The organism is Sporosarcina sp. FSL W7-1283 (assembly GCF_038003105.1).
Taxonomy (GTDB): domain Bacteria; phylum Bacillota; class Bacilli; order Bacillales_A; family Planococcaceae; genus Sporosarcina; species Sporosarcina newyorkensis.
Genome location: NZ_JBBOOL010000001.1, coordinates 1,199,158 through 1,216,959, shown reverse-complemented (window position 1 = coordinate 1,216,959; position 17,802 = coordinate 1,199,158). Strand labels below are relative to the sequence as shown.

Here is a 17,802-nt window from a genome sequence, read left to right as displayed (position 1 = left end):
CTTCTAATTTACAGCAGATACATATTGGTTCTGCTGTTTTTGTTATTCTGTGTACAGATGAATCGTATCCTCCACGGTCATTAATGTATTCGGAGCCGGCAATTGACGAATGACTTTTTTGCCTTTGCCGTGCCATTCCATTTTGAACGTGTACTGTTGGGCAAGCAATTCTTTTTCACTCATGCCCAGTAGATCAGGCGCGCGAAACGTAACAGCATCCCCCCATCTGTACTCTTTTTCGAGCTGGTCTTTCCTTCTTTCGATCTTCGCAATCGGTGCCACTTCTTCTATGATCCGCCCGACAATAGGTGCGGCAATAACACCACCGAATTGAACCGAGTTTTTCGGGCTATCCACTGCTACGTATACGAGTAGTTCAGGGTCATCCGCCGGTGCGAAACCAATGAATGAAACAATATAATCACCATCTTTATATCGACCATCAACTACTTTTTGAGCCGTTCCGGTTTTGCCGCCAATTCGTAAACCATCCGCAAATGCATTGCGTCCGGAACCATTAGCAACGACAGATTCGAGTGCATGTCGGACCTGCGCAGAAGTCTCTTCACTGATTACTTTTCTTTTCAGTTCTGGTTCGAACTTTTTCAATGTCTTCCCTTCGGAATCTTTTATTTCTTTCACGATATATGGTTTGAAAAGATTTCCTCCGTTAATAGCAGCGGCTACTGCTTGAACCTGCTGTATCGGTGTAACGGAAATTCCTTGTCCGAAAGATGTCGTTGCTTGTTCAACAGGACCAAATTTTTCTTTGGAGAACAATATCCCTTTCGCCTCACCTGCGATTCCAGAATCCGTCGTTTCACCAAATCCGAATGACCGGATATATCGATCCAGCTTTTCACTTCCTAAGCGCTGCCCCATCGTGATGAAACCTGGGTTACACGAGTTTTCCACGACTTCAAGAAACGTTTGGTCTTTATGTCCTTCTCGCTTCCAGCAACGTAAGCGAGCATTCGCGACCATCGTGTAGCCTGGGTCATAAAAACTTTCATTTTCCAAATCAATGACTTTTTCTTCAAGACTGGCGGCTAAAGTGACGATTTTAAAGGTAGAGCCGGGTTCATATGTCATCCAAACCGGTAAATTGCGATTATAGATTGTCGAATCCGTCGATTGATAATTTTTGGGGTCGTAGCCAGGGACGGATGCGAGAGATAGCAATTCCCCTGTCTTAGGATTCATGATAATTGCCAACGCTTGCGTAGCTTCATACTTCTCCATCGCTTGGATCAGTTCACGCTCCACGATTTGTTGCATTTTCAAATCAATGGTCAGTTCTAGAGACGATCCTTCTTTCCCATGTTCAAAACCATCTTCGACATGTGGCAACGGAATTCCTTTCGCATCTGTAAACAGTCTAATTTTATCACCAACACCGCTCAGAATCTCATCATACGCATACTCAATTCCTGCCAATCCTTTACTGTCATACCCAGTAAATCCAATTAACCTAGCCAGCAAGTCGTCATATGGGTAATGACGAACAAAATCCACACCTACATACAAGCCTTGTACTTGAAGTTTCGTTATTTCATCTGCTTGTTGTTTCGATATGTTCTTTGCCTCTGGCGCCAGCTTTACCATGTATTCCTTTTTCTTCATTTTCTCTTCCAATACTTCTGGAGGTAAATCAAGAATTTTGGCGATATCAGGTATCGAACTGGAGATATCTGGATTTTGAGAGGGCATAAAATATAGGGTAGGCGCTAATTTATTACCCACCAACAGGTCGCCGTTGCGATCCATAATGTCACCTCGCATGGCGCCAAAAGGAATTTCCCGATCCCAGTTTTCTTTTGCTCGTTCTTTTAACCATTCGTGCTTAATGATTTGCACGTGAAATAATTTGCCCACAACTAGCAGCATACTGATAAAGAAAATGATAAAGGCTGCTCGTAAACGTTTCTTCGACTGCATATCAATGAAAGACCGCAATGACTCACTACCTTTTGTTTTTCTACTAAGGTATGTCACCGGAATGCGCCCTATTCATTAGCCGCCCATGATTACTTCCTCTTCTTCTTGCTCTTTAGACTTCTTATCGTTATATTGTTCTTCAGGTGTACGCAACTCAATGACAATTGGGTCATCGGCGCTTACTTTCGTCCCCTTGGTTACACTTTGACCAACTACATACCCTTCACCGTTTATCCGTATATCCAGATTGGAAAGATGTTTGAACGACAGCACTGTTTTTTTAGACCAGCCTTGGAAATCTGGGAGAGTTGTTTTTCCAGATGTTTTCAAGAGAACAACTGAGTTCTCCGTCAATTTCGTTCCCGCCGCTGGGATTTGTTCTGTCACTTTTCCGCCTTCACCTATAGTGATCGGCTTAAAGCCCTCCTGCTGCGCAAGTCCTGCAACTGTCTTGGCATCTTTCCCCACATAATTACCGACTTTCTTGACTGGTATTTCCGCTTCATTTTCCGGAGCGATGTTTAAATACTTTAAACTATTTTCCATAATCGGGTTGAACACTTTCGATACAGGATCGGAACCAAATTCTCCAGCCTTTAATTTTGGCTGTTGTACTGTCACATAAATCAATAGTTGCGGATCATCTATTGGTGCCATTCCAAGGAATGAATACAGATAGTTGCCAAAGCCGGACATATATCCCGGACCTTTCTTTCTAGGAATTTCAGCTGTCCCTGTTTTCCCGCCTACTGCATAATTCGGCAGATTGTATTTTTGTGCGGTCCCTTTATCTGAAGTTACTGTAGTAGCCAATATTTCTCGCACTTTTTTCGCTGTTTCAGCAGATATTGGAGAGCCGCTTTGTTCCGGTTTATGATCCTCTAAAACTTTGTTCGTATTCGGGTCGATAATTTTATCAATGACATATGGTTTCATCATGACGCCGTTATTAGCAATAGCAGAAGCTGCCTGAATCATTTGCAACGGCGTAACAGTAGAACCTTGACCGTATGATGTGGTTAAGCGTTCTGCCGGATAATTATCGAGCACAACACCTTTTGCTTCGTTCGGCAAATCAATTCCGACACGTTTTCCAAAGCCGAAGTCATGAATGTATTCAATGAATTTTCGATCGCCTATTCTCTCAAGCAAATAGGCCATTCCTACGTTGGAAGAGCGCTGAAGTCCTTCGAGGAAAGTGATCGTCCCCCAACCTGTGCCGTTGACGTCACGAATGATTCGGTCATAAATTTTGTAGGATCCCGATTTGAAGTATGCATTTGGATCCCATTTATTCTCTTCGACCGCAGCAGCCAATGTGAACATCTTCATCGGAGAACCAGGTTCGATTGTCTGTTCTACTGCATCGTTCAGCCAGTTTTCCGTCAACCCTTCCCTCGTCATCGGGTTAAATGTCGGTCGTTGGCTCATCGCTAGAATTTCACCTGTTTTCGGATCGGATACGACTACCAACATTTTCTGGGGTGCATATTCTTTTTCAACTTGGTCCATCGCTTCTTCTACAAAGTTTTCAATCGTTTTATCGATTGTTAGCTTGATTGTATGGCCGTCTTTAGGTGGCACCACTTTTTTATTGGTCGATGGCAAGATATATCCCCAGCTATCAGACTGGTAATTTACCTTTCCATCTTTTCCGGCCAATTGCTTATCATACGTCTTTTCCAACCCCATCTTGCCGACGGTTATAGCTTTCTTATCTTCGGTTTCTTCTTTTTGAGCAAAGCCTACTAGATAAGAAGCAAAACGGCCATTCGGATAAAATCGTTTCTTGCCTTCCACAAACAAAATTCCCGTCAAGCCTTTGCGTTCAAGCTCCTCATCCATCTTGAGAACTGTTTCACGTTTTAAATCCCTACCGGCTCGACCAAATTCAATTTGCCAAGTACCCTCTTTAGCATTTTTCATTTTCGCCAAGATTTCCTGCTCTTCAAGGGGTATATACTTCGCTAACACTTTTGCGGTTTCTTCATAATCAACCACATGATAATTTCTTTTACTATTTTTACTCGCAGCTTCACTTAATACTGCCACTACATGGTAGCTGAGTGTATCGGATGCAATCGGGTCATCATTTCGGTCTACGATAGACCCCCTATTCGCCTGCAAAACACTATGCTTTTCATATTGGTTCGCCGCGATTTTGGCTAGTTCTTTGCCGTCTACTTGGCCAGTCAGCTGAATAAAAAGAATTCTGCCGAATAATATGAAAAAGAGCCCTCCGAATACTACAAACATTAGAAAGGCTCCCCATTGAAAACGAAACTTCTTCATCGTCCCGGCACGACCTTTACATTGTTCTTGTTGAGGTTCAAGCCATTTTCTTGTGCTTTTTTCCAAATGCGCTCATACGTAGACTTATCGCTCACTTGGATGGACAATTCGGTATTCTGTTTTGTAGTTTCATCAATTTCTGAATTCAGTAATTGTACTTCTTTATTCACAGCATTTAAATCGGAATGCGTTTGTAGGAGCATCGAAGAAAGAAAGATCGTAAATGCTGCAGATAAAGCGAACAATATATTTTCGCCTTTAGAAAAACGTCTTTTGACACGGCGGACAACATGCTGTTGTTCTTTCGGTGTATGCTGTTCGACTTCCGGCGTATGTGGAGTGTATAGTTTCCGTTGTTCTAGTCCCATTTCTCGATTTCCCCTTTTCTACTTTTTCTCTGCAATCCGTAATTTTGCTGATCTAGCCCTTTTATTACGTTCGATTTCTTCATCTGTAGGAACGATGGGCTTTCTAGTAATCAGCTTAAAATCCGGGTCCATTCCCTCTGGTATTACAGGTAAATTAGGCGGCAGGTCTGGCATAGACGCTGCTTCCTTAAAGATATTTTTACATAAACGATCTTCTAACGAATGAAATGTAATGACACTTATCCGGCCTTTTTCCCTCAGTACGGTTAATGCGTCTGTCAGCGACTGTTCTGCCGCTCCCAACTCATCATTCACTGCAATACGTATCGCTTGGAAGACTCGTTTAGCCGGATGTCCGCCTGTCCTTCTGGCTGCGGCTGGAATACCTGTTTTGATAAGCTCCGCCAATTCCCCTGTTGTGCGGATTGGTTCATTTTTTCGTGCTTCCTCAATTTTTCGGGCAATTTGCTTTGAAAACTTCTCTTCGCCATAGCGGAAAAAGATTCTCACCAAATCTTCATACGGCCATTCATTCACCACTTCATATGCCGTTAAGGGGGCTGAGGTGTCCATTCTCATATCGAGAGGTGCATCATGATGATAACTAAAACCTCTTTCGGGCGTGTCCAGCTGTGGTGATGAAACGCCGAGATCATACAAAATGCCGTCCACTTCAGTAATACCTAGACTTTCTAGTTCTTTTTTAAGTTCTTTAAAGTTTGCATGAACAAATTGCACTTGCGCTGCATATTTTTCTAATTTTTTCTTTGCTGCTTCAATAGCTGTCATATCTTGGTCAAAACAGATCAGCTGACCCTTCGGAGAAAGAAGCTTAACAATTTCTTCACTATGTCCTGCACCGCCAAGGGTACAATCCACATAGATACCGTCTTCTTTTACATTTAAGCCTTCGACGGCTTCATGCAATAAAACTGTTGTATGGTTAAACATAATTACAACGCCTGCTTTCAAAAATCAAAATCAATAAGGTTTTCTGCAATGTCGTTAAATGATTCCTCTGATTCCTCGTAGTACGCTTCCCAAAGTTCTGTAGACCAAATCTCGATTCGGCTTGATACGCCGATGACCATACAATCCTTTTCAATCTTAGCAAACTCCAGCAAGTTGGCAGGAATATTTACTCTGCCTTGCTTATCAAGCCCTACTTCAGCGGCCCCTGAGAAGAAAAAACGAGTGAATGCTCGGGCATCTTTTTTCGTAACCGGCAACGCTTTCAACTTCTCTTCGAGTCGTTGCCATTCATCCAGTGGGTATCCGAATAGACAATTGTCTAGTCCGCGGGTCAAAATAAAGCCTTCTGCTAACTGTTCCCGAAATTTGGAAGGAACGATTAAACGGCCTTTCATATCAATCGTATGTTGATATTCCCCCATGAACATACCCTTCACCCCACTATATGAAATAATGTACCACATCCCCCCACTTTCCTCCACCCACTTGGCTATTTTTCTTTGCATAATTAATAAAATGTGTCAATAGTACTTCTTTAGTTATTGGTTTGCGCGTTTTCTCGCTATGTATTCATGTTTTTCCGCATGTTCTGCGAGTTTATTAATCAATTTCAGTTCAGCGTACATACTTTCAAAATCTTTCAAGCTCCGGTAAAAAGCTCTCCTGAAAGTCTGAAGCTCCTAAAGTGACTTTTGACCTACAACTTGTCAGTCACTGTCGATCTCTCCGTCGAAGGGGGAACCTTAACGAATTTTGGAAGACCATATTTTCTTATTGAGGTATATGATGTGTGCTGAATTAACTTACAGATAGGGTCATGAAATGTGCTATGGGAAAGGATGAAGTGTAACTTTGAGGAAGATAGATGGATGGATGTGCAGATATCTTGCAATCAGCCAACCATTCAATTGGATAGACAGGTTTATGCCGTGCACTACAGTTTGTGCGGGTTGTAGTTTTATATCCGTATTATGTAGCATTTAGATAAACAAACAGGGCTAAGATAAAACTAATTTGTTCATAATGAAAGACGAACGATCGCAAAAAACACAATAAAGTTCGGGTTACTTAGCGTGCGGTTAGGATTTTCCCGCAGCGGAAATTCCATAGGCGGCTCCAAGTCTGCAATACTTTTGCATTAGAAAAAACCGAACGATTACAAAACTATGATCGAATGTTTTGTAATCGTTCGGTTTTTTAATCGTTTGGAACCCTTTTGTCCCAACCTCTGTTTGTCGAAATAATCACTTTGCTTTTAAGGTGATAATGATGCATGGTTTTTTTAAAAAAACCTAAAAATGAGCAAACTTCTAGTGGTCTTCTTTACTTTTTTCCGGTTTTTCACTCGCCTCTCTTTCTTTCTCATTTGCTGAAGATTTTATCTTAATATCATAATATTTTTCAGCTCCTAAACCACCTTCGCTGATCATTTTTGCTATTTCCTTTGTCCGCATCTCTTTATCCTTGTCTATTTTGATCTTAGTTCTGTCTTGATGTGTCATCTCTAATCCCTTCCTTTCTAGTTATTATTTATATTCTAACAAATTTTGAGTGAAAAATCAGTCGATTAGAGTTGCTAATAATAACTTCAAAGGATGTTTTATGAATTCACTAACAAACAGGCATGATTAAGAAGCCCAGCTAATCCTTGGAGAGTTAGCTGGGCATTTAAATATATAGGCACGCTATTAGTAGATCAGAGATAAACCAATTGGTGAGAACCATCGAATTGATAAGGCTGTTTCAGTAATTGATCGATGAATCCTTCCCCATATTGATTGATGAAAAAGTAAGGTGAATACAAGCGTTCCTGCAAAGAACCTTCCGGGAAGAGCTGTTCACTAAGCGTCTGGTAGCGCTCATATTGCACATGATGTTTCCGTAAGATGGACTGCTCTTTCGTCTTTTGAAGGTAATCAAATTGACTCTGATGGAACTGGAGATTTTTCTTCACTACAGGCAGCAGCCCTGGATCCGTTTTCAATAAATGGGATTGCATCTTCTCATACTGCAATTCGAGCAGTTTCTTTGACTCCTCAAGAAGTGAGTCGAACTGTTCATCCCGCTGCTCATTCATCCATTGTTCTTGGCGCCAAGGAAGTTGACCATCAAGTACTTCATTGATTGTTAAACCTGTCTGTTTCAAAGCTTCTTGCGTTTTTCTCGTAATTAATGTGATGGATAATCTTGGGACGATAACGGGCATACGGATCCCCAGCGTATGGAAAGCCTCACGCAATAATGACCAGTACGCAATTTCCCCCGGCCCTCCGACAAAAGCCAGAACCGGAAACACGAGATCCTGCATGAGTGGCCGTGTTGCCACATTATTGCTTAACAACCAAGGTTGCTCGGCTGCGATTTCATGCATCTCTTCCTCTGAAAAAGACAGACCCGTCTGCTCATTAACGAATTTCCCCGCTTTTCTTTTCAGCAGCACACGGCCTGTTTCATGCACGTAAAACAGGTTCGCATCCTGCGCTTCGGATTCGATCGGCTTTTTATGACCCATGGCATGCAGGTCCTGCTCTGCCGAATAAATGGTTGAAGCCATTTTATCCGCATTCTCAATCATTTGCGAGAAGTACTTTGACTCCAACTGACGAAGCGGTTTGTAGGCAGCATCAAGAAATAACAAACCATGCTGAGTGAACAACTCGTTCATTAGCGAAGTAAAGAATCCGGTATACGTCTGCTGTTCCTCCACAGTTCGCAGTACGTTCTCCAATAAATCATGCGTGTAAGCTGTTTCTCCATAGCTTTTGAAGATTTTTTTGATAAACGCAGTCAGTTCTTTCTGGTCATACACGGTATCTGAAGCCATGGTTTTCAGCACGGTCGGCTGTTTGAATTGCCGCTTCACCGCCTTCCCTAGGTTCGCGGTATATGTATGATTGATTTCATTAATATCATGATCTTCTCCTGCAATCCAAAAAACGGGCACAACAGGTTTCTGAAGAAGTTCTCTTTGCTGACGAGCCATTAAAATGACCGAAACCGCTTTATGTACAGAATATAAAGGTCCTGTTAAAATCCCTGCCTGCTGACCGCCGATCACTACGAATGCGTCTGAAGAAAGCTCTTTAATATACTGCGCTGCTAGCGGGGAAATTCCGTGCGGCTGCATATATTGTTCGATCACAGCTGCAAGCTCGGCCCTTTGGAAAGAACGTTGCATCAGCTCCTGTGCTCTGGCTTCATATCCAGCAGCCGACAGTTCATAATCGAAAAATCTATGAGAAAATTGAGGATCATGTTGATAAGCTTCCATTAATTTGTTTTTTCTTGGCAATTCCATTGTGTCCAGTTCCATCTCATAAACTCCTTTATGTCAAATACTAACGCAAGTATATCATCTCACTCAGACAGGTTGAATAGATACGCCTGAAGAGATGTTGATCAATTGGCATATTGTATGATTTGCAATGCAATCCCTATCCCGAGCAAGAGAATATATGCACATGTCAAAAGCAGAAAGTAGACTCGCCATGTCTTGCGGAGTACAAGAAACGTCCGAAATTCTTTCATCTGTAAACGCTCAACAATAGAAAATAAAATAGCCAAAATACAGACGGTTCCTGCTACATAGAACCCAAGACACTGGTCCCAAATCGTATGTATGAGCACTGTCACTGAAACGCCTAAAAATGGTGTAGTCCAATCAACAGCAAAACCGAATCGTCTCGACGGCGATACGCCTATTTTTTTTGAAAGTATCAAACAGACGATTAATATGAGAAACGGAAATAACAAAAGTCCGCCAAGTATGTTTTGCAGCATTAGCTTTCTTCACTCCCATTAATACCGAGCAGCATCATTTCAAGATTTTTCAAGATTGGGGCGTGCCCTTTCCTTTGTTCAATTTTATGTAAAACTGCTGTAACAATCGTTTCAATCTCCATCGCATTTCCTTTTATTCGATCCACTAGCATAGAGGATTGATTATTGGCTGTCCTTTGACAGACCAATGCGATGTCCTCAAATGTCAACATATCTTCCATCTCCGGAAAATTGGTGAGTAATTCCTCGCACAGCTGACGAAAAAGCTGATAGAAATGAAAGTTTTCCGTCAACTGTCCATTCCTCACTTGCAAGATCGCAGTCAGCGGATTAATCGCACAGTTGATCAACACTTTTCTGAGCAGCAATTTCTCGGCATTTTCTTGTATTTGTATAGGAAAACACTGTGGATCAATTTTTTCCAGCCACTTGATTGTCTGTTCATTTTTTTCATCCACGGCGATCGTGATCGGACCGATCCCATTATGAAGAACCGTTCGATCGTCCACTCTTCCTGCCCCGTGTTCTACTGTGGCGAAGGAAACATGGCCAAGTTCAAATTGATCGACGAGCGACAAATGACCAATACCATTTTGGATAAATAGCAAATCCGGCTGTCGCGGCAGGCTGCTGATAGCCGGCAATACCTCTTGCAATGCATCATATTTCACTGCAATAATCCATAAGGCGTCTAGCGGAAGATCTTCCATATTGGTCACGGCAGCCACTTCAAAACGGGTGCGCGCTTTAGAACCATCCAATCGAATCAAGCCTTGCTTCAGCTGGGTTGCCTGCGTTTCCCGCCGCACCCAAAATGTCACGTCTGCTTTATTTTGCGCCAAATAAGAGCCGATCAATAACCCTATGGAGCCTGCACCTACTACTACAAACCGCATATTTTTCCTCCTTGAAAAGAGAGACCCATCAAAGGCGCCTCTCTCGATTGACTCTATTATACAGGATAAACGGGATGTTTTCTCGGGGGACGAGCGATTTCTTTCGTTTCATAATATGCAAACCTATCCGCTAGTACTTCTCGAAGTTTATGCGGCGCAACGATTTCATCGATGATCATTTCAGAAGCCATTTTATAAATATTGATTTCCTGTTTATATTCCTGCTGTTTTTCTTTAATGAATACAATTTTTTCTTTCGGGTCGGTGATCGCTTCGATTTTATTGGAATACACCGCGTTGACAGCCGCCTCAGGGCCCATGACAGCTATTTGGGCAGTCGGCAGCGCGATACAGACATCCGGCTCAAAGGCAGGACCTGCCATTGCGTATAAGCCTGCTCCGTACGCTTTACGTACTATCACAGAAATTTTGGGAACGGTTGCGGAGCTCATCGCCATGATGAGCTTGGCACCGTGGCGAATAATTCCTTGCCGCTCGACTTTCGTTCCGATCATAAAGCCAGGGACATCCGCTAAGAAAAGCAGCGGAATGGAGAATGCATCGCAAAGCGTGATGAACTTGGTCACTTTATCTGCCGAATCAACAAACAATACGCCGCCTTTTACTTTTGGCTGATTCGCGATAATTCCGACCGGACGACCGTCAAGCCGGGCGAGTGTCGTAATCACTTCCGCGGCAAACAGCTCTTTAATTTCAAACAAGCTATTTTCATCAACCAATCGATCGATCGCTTCATACATATCGAATGGTGCGTTTTGATTTTCAGGGATAATTTCTTCCAGTGAACGTCCTTCCTTTATTTCTCCAGGCTTCGCTGCCCTGGCAGGGGCTTCGTAATGTGCCGGGAAGTAGGATAGATATCTCCGGGCTTCAACGATCGCTTGTTCTTCACTTTCAACCAAGACATCCCCGCATCCACTGACTGAACAGTGCATGTGCGCGCCGCCCATCTCTTCAAGCGACACTTTTTCTCCGATGACCTTTTCTGCCATCCGAGGCGACCCTAAATACATCGACGCATTTCCCTCAACCATGATGACAATATCACAGAATGCGGGAATATACGCACCGCCAGCAGCCGATGGTCCAAATAAAATACACACTTGCGGAATCATACCCGATAGGCGAACTTGATTGTGAAAGATCCGTCCTGCCCCTCGGCGGTTCGGAAACATATCCAACTGGTCTGTAATCCTGGCGCCGGCAGAATCCACTAAATACAGCAGCGGAACCCGTAGTTTCTCAGCAGTTTCCTGAATGCGTATGATTTTTTCAACCGTCCGTGCTCCCCACGAACCTGCTTTTACAGTGGAGTCATTGGCCATGACACAGACTGTCTGCCCATTTATCTTACCTGTCGCTGTCACGACTCCGTCTGCTGGAAGGTCGACTGCTTCACAATTGGCAAACTTGCCATCTTCCGCATATTTCCCCTCATCAAACAGCAAGCGAAGGCGGTCTCTGACAAATAATTTTCCTTGCGATTCAAGTTTATTGTGATATTTTTCGGCTCCGCCAGTAAAGACTCGGTTGGCCTTTTCCTTCAATTTTGCATTATAAGCTGTCTCTGTCGAATTGTTTGTCAATAAACTCCCCACCTTCCGTCAAGATTGGATTGTCACCAACACATCATCTTCGTTTACAAAATCGCCTTCATTCCCGTTAATTGCGGTAACGGTGCCGTCAACTTCCGCTTCCAAAGGGATTTCCATTTTCATAGATTCCATGATCAAAACGACTTGTCCTCTCGTTACAACATCTCCCACTTTTATCTCAATCGAAAAAATCGTGCCTGCCATAGCAGCTTTCACTTCTTGCATACAATCACTCCTCGTATTCTATTTGTCGAGATGGTTGTTGCATAAGGCTTATTCCATTTAGTGTAACTTATTTATGAAATCGTTTACAAGTAAATAGATAGTGCCCCAACAGTGTATGTTTTTCGGTTGTCAAACTTTACTTATTTTTAGTCAAGAACCTTTGAACTGCCTCATGATGCGCGTCACTTTCCCAAAGCACAGAACAGACACGCGCTTCTTCTTGCATCGCTTCTCTCAAATTATTCGCCTGCCATTTTCTTGTCGCGATAGATTTATATGCACGATGTACATTGCGATGCACTTTTAGCATAGGTGCTAAAAATTGATCCAAAGCCGCATCAGCATCTCCATTATAGACCTCCGTAGCCCATCCGAGTTCTTTCAACTTATCTGCCGAATGAACACTCGCTCTGCTTGTCAACTGAAGAAGTTGATCATGAGGGCTATTCTTCTCGAACAATAATGTAGCTCCGCCCCAGCCCGAAGTAATTGCCAAAGTACCTTGAATGAAACCTGCCTTCGCATGGGAGGCAACCAGACGATAATCGCAAGCCGTGGCAAGCTCACAGCCACCGCCAACTGCTGCTCCATTTATTAAGGCAATCGTCGGCATCGGCAATGTCGCAATACGATAGAGAATTTTAGCTCCTCTGCTTAACATCGGCCAAGCATCCTCCGCTGTTTGGAAGCCATGAAAATCACTTAGGTCGCCCCCCGAACAAAACGCCAAATTGCCTTCACCAGAAATGACTGCAAATGAAATTTCCGGGTCGTCCTCAATCCGATCCAAGAATTCTTCCAAACCTGACATAACGTCATAGTTAACCGCATTTCTCATTTCAGGTCTCATGATACGAAAATACGCAATGGACTCCCCATTTATGGTTGGTTCGATTACAAATGAAAAAGACAAAACAATTCCCCCTTTTCCACTTAGCATACCATTTTTAAGAAAAACAAAAAAGACTGCTCTGAGCCATGGTCTCAGGGCAGTCTTCTATTCGCTGTGTAGAATCTAAATTATTCGCCTACAACGTCTTTTCCTTTGTAGTGTCCGCATGATTTGCAAACGTGGTGTGCCAATTTCATTTCGCCACAGTTTTCGCAAGTAGTCATACCTGGCGCTTCAATTTTGAAATGAGTTCGACGCATATTTTTCTTCGTTTTAGAAGTTCTTCTTTTTGGTACTGCCATTGGGGGGCACCTCCTTATAAGGGTTTACTCTTTATCGGTTTCAAAAAAATTAGCCAATCCCGCTAAACGAGGATCTACTTTTTCTTCTGCTTGCCGTTTCGCTTCCAATTCTTCATCGGTTGTATAGGACCATCCTTTGCCTTCTGCCTGCTGCATATCTTCTGCTGATTTGCAGAATACTTGTAACGGGATTTCAAGCAAAATGAGTTCTTCCAATACAGGCGTAAAATCGATTATTTCTCCTTCAACAGGATGAATTTCATCATCTGTCAAAAGCGTTTCCTGATCCCAACTGAATTGTTCTATCGATTCAATGGAGAAAGGATAATCGACATCTTCCCACGTACGTGCACAAGGCAAAATCATCGAACCTTCTAGCCGGAGCTGGCATGTTAACTTTTTCTCACCAATTGAACATGTTCCGCTTACTCGAACAGGCTGAATTGCCCTAATTTCTTCATTCCGCTTTTTGACGGAATCTAAATTTACTGCTTCGTCAAGCAGTAGCGGGCCTTGCCTATGTTTCCGTAATTGATGAATGGACCATTTCATGTCTATCACCTCAAGACAACAATGTTGATTATAGTATTTTAAATAATGGATGTCAAGATATTTTCTTGTCACTTCATCAAGCTTAACGTTATAATTCACTATACACAAGCAGAAAGGATGATTCCATTGATAGCTACTGGAATTGTAGTCGAATATAATCCATTTCATAATGGCCATCTTTTCCATTTACAAGAGGCAAAAAGACAAACAGACGCCGACACCATTATTGCCGTCATGAGCGGAAACTTCCTGCAACGCGGAGAACCTGCCATAGTGGACAAATGGACACGGACAAAAATGGCACTTGCCGGCGGAGCCGACCTCGTCATCGAACTGCCGTATGCATTTGCTACTGCTCATGCTCCTCAGTTCGCCAAAGGTGCCATCCAACTTCTTGACGCGCTGTATTGCAGTTATTTTTGTTTTGGCAGCGAGGAAGGATCCATTGCACCTTTTACGAACAGTCTCACATTAATTTCTACACATCAGCAACTTTACGAAAATGTGATAAAAGAAGCGATGAGAGAGGGGATAAGCTATCCGAACGCATTGCGAAAAGGCTATGAAGCCATATCCCATGATACATCGATCGACTTAGCCGATTTATCCGAACCAAATAACATTTTAGGATTTCATTATATGCAAGCAGCAAATGACATCCACTCTTCCATGATCCCGCTGACAATCGAACGAAAAGGAACGCATTACCATGATCCCGCTTTGCCTGCCGACTCCATAGCGAGTGCGACAAGCATCCGGAAGTCCATTTTCACAAACGAATCGGCTGAAGACGTGCAACCTTTTATGCCGTCAACAAGCTATCGTTTATTGAAAAACTGGGAAGATCTGTATGGTTTTCATAGTTGGGATGCGCTTTATCCCCTTCTCCGTTATAGCATTCTTCGCGAGGAGCCACAACGGCTTATAGAAATCGCTGACATTAGAGAGGGCATTGAATTTTCTTTTTTTCGCGCAGCAAAAGAACAGACCACTTTTCAAGGGTTTATGCAAGCTGTCAAATCCAAACGTTACACGTGGACGAGTATCCAACGAATGCTCGTTCATATTTTAACAGGTTATCGGAAAGCTACACGCGAGCAAATCACAGATCCCTCTTATATCCGATTGCTCGGCATGACAGTGTCGGGACGAAGCTATTTACGTTCCATAAAGAAACAACTGCCATTACCCCTTGTCAGCAGAGTGGCTTCGCTGTCCGACCCTGCTTTGCTGATGGATGTAAAAAGTACGGATATTTACATGTCCGGCATCCAATCACCTGCCCTTACGCTCGGAAAGGATTATAGGACGCCGCCGATTTTTCTCTAACGTCCTTTTACTTTTCTTCTAACTGTTCTAAATAGCGCAGCGCATCATCCACTGTTTTTACGGGTACGATTTTCATTTTGGTACCGATTTTTTCTGCAGTCGCTTTTGCTTCTTCATAATTGGACACCAACTGCGGATTTTTCTTCTTAACTTCTTCAGGCAGTTCATCGTCAGGTGCAAAGAAAATCTCGATGTCCTGGCGATCTGCCGCAATTACTTTAAAGTCGATTCCACCGATTCGCCCAACCGATCCGTCTTCCAACATTTCTCCTGTTCCAGCAATATTATATCCTTTCGTCAAATCTTCATCCAACAAGCGGTTCATCAGCTCTAGCGTGAACATCAGGCCTGCTGAAGGACCACCGATGTCTTCTGTAAAGATATCCACTTTCGGTTCCGTTTGAAGCTCAATCTGTTCTTCGAATTGAATGCCGAGACCCACGCGTTGATCGGTTCCTGGAAGTTTTTTTAATTGCAGAGGAATAGTCAACTTCTGGTCTCCACGCTTTACTTGAAGGCTTACTTCGGCTCCTTCATCTTTTGCGCTAATTTCATCCATAAATTCTTCAGCAGAAGACAGCTTTTTTTTATCAATCGACTCAATCAAATCACCGACTTGCAATTTTTCGTCAGCGGCCCCGTTCGGGATCACTCCAGCAACATACACACCGTTAAAAATCCGTTCCATCGGCAGTCCCGTTTTATCAAACGCGACAGAAATCGCATGTATTTTGGAGTCTGTCATTAGTTTTTTTTGCCGCACAGAGTATTCTTCGTCGCTTTCCCCATGCCTTCTCACTTTTGTGGCAGGCATCAGTTTCATTTTATCTGACACAAATGAAAACGCGTAAGTTATAGGCGTTGCTTTCCCAATTGCGATGGTCATAAGACTAAAAGTCCCGCGATCGTCTGAATCTCCTCCCGCCACTTCTACAAGCGGCTCCAAATTATAAGCGCCTCCCGGCCGGGAAATATACATATCTAATGGATATAAGGCCAGAACCGCTACGAGGACAAGGACTACAGCCAATATCCCCCACTTACGCATCTTCATAAAAGCACACCTCCATTAATAGCCTGTACGAATACAACATATATATTACGGTAGATTTCATTGTAGTTCAAAATATAGGAAGGAGAGAGAGATTTGAATAGCCATTTTCCTATCCGCCACACTTGCCTATGATAAATGTTACGGTCATTTGGGCTTTGATCATCCTCTTCATTATCCAGCCCGATATTGCACACGAAGGCGCTGTTTCAGGTGCTCAATTATTTGTCCATGCCCTGCTGCCCTACTTGCTGCCCTATATCATTTTAACGCAATGGCTATTGAAAATGCCCAGCAATCATCTTTCTTCGAGTCAGTGGAGCAGATACATAAAAGCGTATGTACTCGGTTCTTTCGGAGGTTTTCCGGTTGGTGCTGTGACAGTCAGCGAAATGAAGAAGAACGGAGAGATTTCTACAACCGAAAGCAGTTTGCTGCTTGCGTCCTGTCATGCGCCTGGACCGATGTTTATAATCGGATTTGTTGGGAACGAACTTTTCGGTAGCGTAGCGAGCGGCTGGAAACTGCTTATCGCCATACATTTGGCGAATATTATGTTCTTCCTTTTACTGCTGGTGTTTTTGAGGAAACAACGGGTGAAGACAGTGCCGCAGCCACCTGTTGAACGCGATCAAAAGACATCTCCTCTGCTGGGTTCAATTAAAGATAGCTCTTCAGTCATTTTGTTGGTAGCCACTACAGTGATTTTCTTTTCTTCATTGGGAAATGTCCTGTCGCATTTAGTCTCGAGTGTTTTCCCTATCGATATGGGTATTTCGAAAACCTTATTATTAGCGGTCTTTGAAATGACTTCTGGTGTTCAGTCCGCCACGGAACATTTTAGCGGTGACGCAATGTATCCGATGCTCATAGCTGCCATCATTTCAATTAACGGTCTGAGCATCCACATACAAGTCATGACGCTGGCAAAAGGTGCCGGCATCAGCATCCTACCCTACATCATCGGAAGAGCTTGGAATACCGTTCTGGTCCCTCTGCTGTTTATCTTGATTTATTAAGTAGTTACCATACTAAGGAAAAATGGTTATGATGAAAAATCCATCATAACCATTCTGTAGTATATCTAATTTTCAACTATCTATTACTTACGGAATTTTTCAATCAATGCCTTATTCACATGCGGCGGAACGAGAGAAGAGATATCGCCGCCATACTGAGCAACCTCTTTAACAATACTAGAACTCAAGAAAGAATATTGGCTCTTCGTCATAACGAAAAACGTCTCAATACTTTCATCTAACACTCTATTCATAGACGTAATCTGCATTTCATATTCAAAATCTGAGATCGCCCGCAAGCCACGGACGATAACAGATGCATTGATTTTATGCGCGTAATCAATGAGTAGTCCTGAAGATGAATCGATGGTTATATTGTCGTACTGAGAAGTTACTTCATGGATCAGCGCAATCCGTTCTTCCACTGTAAAAAGCGGTTTCTTAGAAGAATTATTCATGACCGCCACATGCACTTGCGGGAATGTCCTGGCTGCTCTTTGTATAATATCTAAATGTCCATTCGTCACCGGATCAAAACTTCCCGGTACGATTGCGATTTTTGACATGCGA

The 17,802-nt window shown here is 43.0% G+C and carries 18 protein-coding genes; 2 read left to right on the top strand and 16 right to left on the bottom strand.

Features of this window, described 5'->3' with window-relative positions:
* Positions 1–42: 42 nt before the first annotated feature.
* From MKY93_RS05680 to MKY93_RS05615, 14 genes are all read right to left on the bottom strand, one after another.
* Positions 43–1,938, bottom strand: coding sequence for a penicillin-binding transpeptidase domain-containing protein (locus MKY93_RS05680; RefSeq protein WP_221836216.1), 1,896 nt, complete (start codon positions 1,936–1,938; stop codon positions 43–45).
* Between the two features lie 75 nt (positions 1,939–2,013).
* A complete protein-coding gene (locus MKY93_RS05675; protein WP_340758509.1) occupies positions 2,014–4,230 on the bottom strand; it encodes a penicillin-binding protein in 2,217 nt (738 codons plus the stop codon).
* Positions 4,227–4,598 carry a cell division protein FtsL gene (gene ftsL, locus MKY93_RS05670; protein WP_078817816.1) on the bottom strand — a complete coding sequence of 124 codons (372 nt, stop codon included), beginning with the start codon at positions 4,596–4,598 and terminating at the stop codon, positions 4,227–4,229. The genes MKY93_RS05675 and ftsL overlap by 4 nt, the downstream gene beginning before the upstream one ends.
* Positions 4,599–4,616: 18 nt before the next feature.
* Entirely contained in the window at positions 4,617–5,549 is a 933-nt protein-coding gene (rsmH, locus tag MKY93_RS05665) for a 16S rRNA (cytosine(1402)-N(4))-methyltransferase RsmH (RefSeq protein ID WP_340758508.1), read from the bottom strand.
* A 17-nt stretch (positions 5,550–5,566) separates the two neighbouring features.
* The gene (gene mraZ, locus MKY93_RS05660; protein ID WP_040758850.1) at positions 5,567–5,998 is read right to left on the bottom strand and encodes a division/cell wall cluster transcriptional repressor MraZ; all 432 of its coding nucleotides are present in this window, start codon (positions 5,996–5,998) and stop codon (positions 5,567–5,569) included.
* A gap of 882 nt (positions 5,999–6,880) precedes the next feature.
* Positions 6,881–7,072 (bottom strand): hypothetical protein, encoded by a 192-nt coding sequence (locus MKY93_RS05655; protein WP_340758507.1) that lies wholly within the window; start codon positions 7,070–7,072, stop codon positions 6,881–6,883.
* Between the two features lie 194 nt (positions 7,073–7,266).
* Positions 7,267–8,883 (bottom strand): bacillithiol biosynthesis cysteine-adding enzyme BshC, encoded by a 1,617-nt coding sequence (gene bshC, locus MKY93_RS05650; RefSeq protein ID WP_078817819.1) that lies wholly within the window; start codon positions 8,881–8,883, stop codon positions 7,267–7,269.
* An 86-nt stretch (positions 8,884–8,969) separates the two neighbouring features.
* The gene (locus MKY93_RS05645) at positions 8,970–9,350 is read right to left on the bottom strand and encodes a DUF3397 family protein (RefSeq protein ID WP_340758506.1); all 381 of its coding nucleotides are present in this window, start codon (positions 9,348–9,350) and stop codon (positions 8,970–8,972) included.
* Positions 9,350–10,246: a ketopantoate reductase family protein gene (locus MKY93_RS05640; protein ID WP_009765608.1), complete on the bottom strand. Its 897-nt coding sequence runs from the start codon at positions 10,244–10,246 to the stop codon at positions 9,350–9,352. Before MKY93_RS05640 ends, MKY93_RS05645 begins: the two co-directional genes overlap by 1 nt.
* A gap of 56 nt (positions 10,247–10,302) precedes the next feature.
* A complete protein-coding gene (locus MKY93_RS05635; protein WP_445683505.1) occupies positions 10,303–11,814 on the bottom strand; it encodes an acyl-CoA carboxylase subunit beta in 1,512 nt (503 codons plus the stop codon).
* A gap of 57 nt (positions 11,815–11,871) precedes the next feature.
* Positions 11,872–12,087, bottom strand: a complete 216-nt coding sequence (locus MKY93_RS05630) for a biotin/lipoyl-containing protein (RefSeq protein ID WP_009765610.1) — start codon at positions 12,085–12,087, stop codon at positions 11,872–11,874.
* A gap of 136 nt (positions 12,088–12,223) precedes the next feature.
* Entirely contained in the window at positions 12,224–13,027 is an 804-nt protein-coding gene (locus tag MKY93_RS05625; protein WP_340758504.1) for an enoyl-CoA hydratase/isomerase family protein, read from the bottom strand.
* Positions 13,028–13,107: 80 nt separating this feature from the next.
* Positions 13,108–13,281 carry a 50S ribosomal protein L32 gene (rpmF, locus tag MKY93_RS05620; RefSeq protein ID WP_009765612.1) on the bottom strand — a complete coding sequence of 58 codons (174 nt, stop codon included), beginning with the start codon at positions 13,279–13,281 and terminating at the stop codon, positions 13,108–13,110.
* Positions 13,282–13,305: 24 nt separating this feature from the next.
* Positions 13,306–13,833, bottom strand: a complete 528-nt coding sequence (locus tag MKY93_RS05615) for a YceD family protein (protein ID WP_340758503.1) — start codon at positions 13,831–13,833, stop codon at positions 13,306–13,308.
* A 117-nt stretch (positions 13,834–13,950) separates the two neighbouring features.
* On the opposite strand from MKY93_RS05615, the gene MKY93_RS05610 reads away from it, so the two are divergent.
* Positions 13,951–15,162 carry a nucleotidyltransferase gene (locus MKY93_RS05610; protein ID WP_340758502.1) on the top strand — a complete coding sequence of 404 codons (1,212 nt, stop codon included), beginning with the start codon at positions 13,951–13,953 and terminating at the stop codon, positions 15,160–15,162.
* Between the two features lie 7 nt (positions 15,163–15,169).
* Here MKY93_RS05610 and MKY93_RS05605 read toward each other — a convergent pair whose 3' ends face one another.
* Entirely contained in the window at positions 15,170–16,216 is a 1,047-nt protein-coding gene (locus MKY93_RS05605; protein WP_340758501.1) for a SepM family pheromone-processing serine protease, read from the bottom strand.
* A gap of 128 nt (positions 16,217–16,344) precedes the next feature.
* Between MKY93_RS05605 and MKY93_RS05600 the strand changes: the two genes are divergently transcribed.
* Entirely contained in the window at positions 16,345–17,232 is an 888-nt protein-coding gene (locus MKY93_RS05600) for a hypothetical protein (RefSeq protein ID WP_340758500.1), read from the top strand.
* Positions 17,233–17,315: 83 nt separating this feature from the next.
* Here MKY93_RS05600 and coaD read toward each other — a convergent pair whose 3' ends face one another.
* A complete protein-coding gene (gene coaD, locus MKY93_RS05595; protein ID WP_040758278.1) occupies positions 17,316–17,798 on the bottom strand; it encodes a pantetheine-phosphate adenylyltransferase in 483 nt (160 codons plus the stop codon).
* Between the last annotated feature and the right edge of the window lie 4 nt (positions 17,799–17,802).